This is a genomic window from Salinimicrobium oceani (genome assembly GCF_012037645.1).
In genome coordinates this window covers 1-415 of sequence record NZ_JAAVJR010000793.1, presented here as the reverse complement: position 1 = coordinate 415, position 415 = coordinate 1, and the positions used below count along the sequence as shown (strand labels likewise).

At 41.9% G+C, this 415-nt stretch carries 1 protein-coding gene; it reads right to left on the bottom strand.

Annotated elements, in window-relative coordinates:
- A partial coding sequence (locus HC175_RS19435; protein WP_168139779.1) for a TrkH family potassium uptake protein occupies window positions 1-415 on the bottom strand: 415 nt, incomplete at both ends.

The window sequence follows — 415 nt, the reverse complement described above, 5'->3', positions numbered from 1 at the left end:
AAACCCTCCTGTACCAAGGGCTGTCATTCCATGGTTTAGTGCTTCCCAAAAAGGCATTCCGAAGAAATAATACAAGAAAATGGACATAAGAGTATAGCCAATATATATCCACCAAATTTTATGGATCGTGGCCGAAAGCGGTGCGTCAGGTATCTGCCAGTTTCGGGTTTCGGCATTGTACAGCCGCTCGTCATCATGATTTAACTTAAGAAGCAAAGAGGCAAGCATAATTACTCCTATTCCTCCTATCCATTCTGAAAAGGTTCTCCACCACTGTAGCGTATAAGGAATCTGGGAAGGATTTTCCAGCATAGTTAACCCGGTACCGGTAAAGCCAGAAACAGATTCAAAAAAACTGTTAACCACAGTATTAAAAACAGGAAGCTGAAGATAAACATCCTGAGGTGCTGTAAAG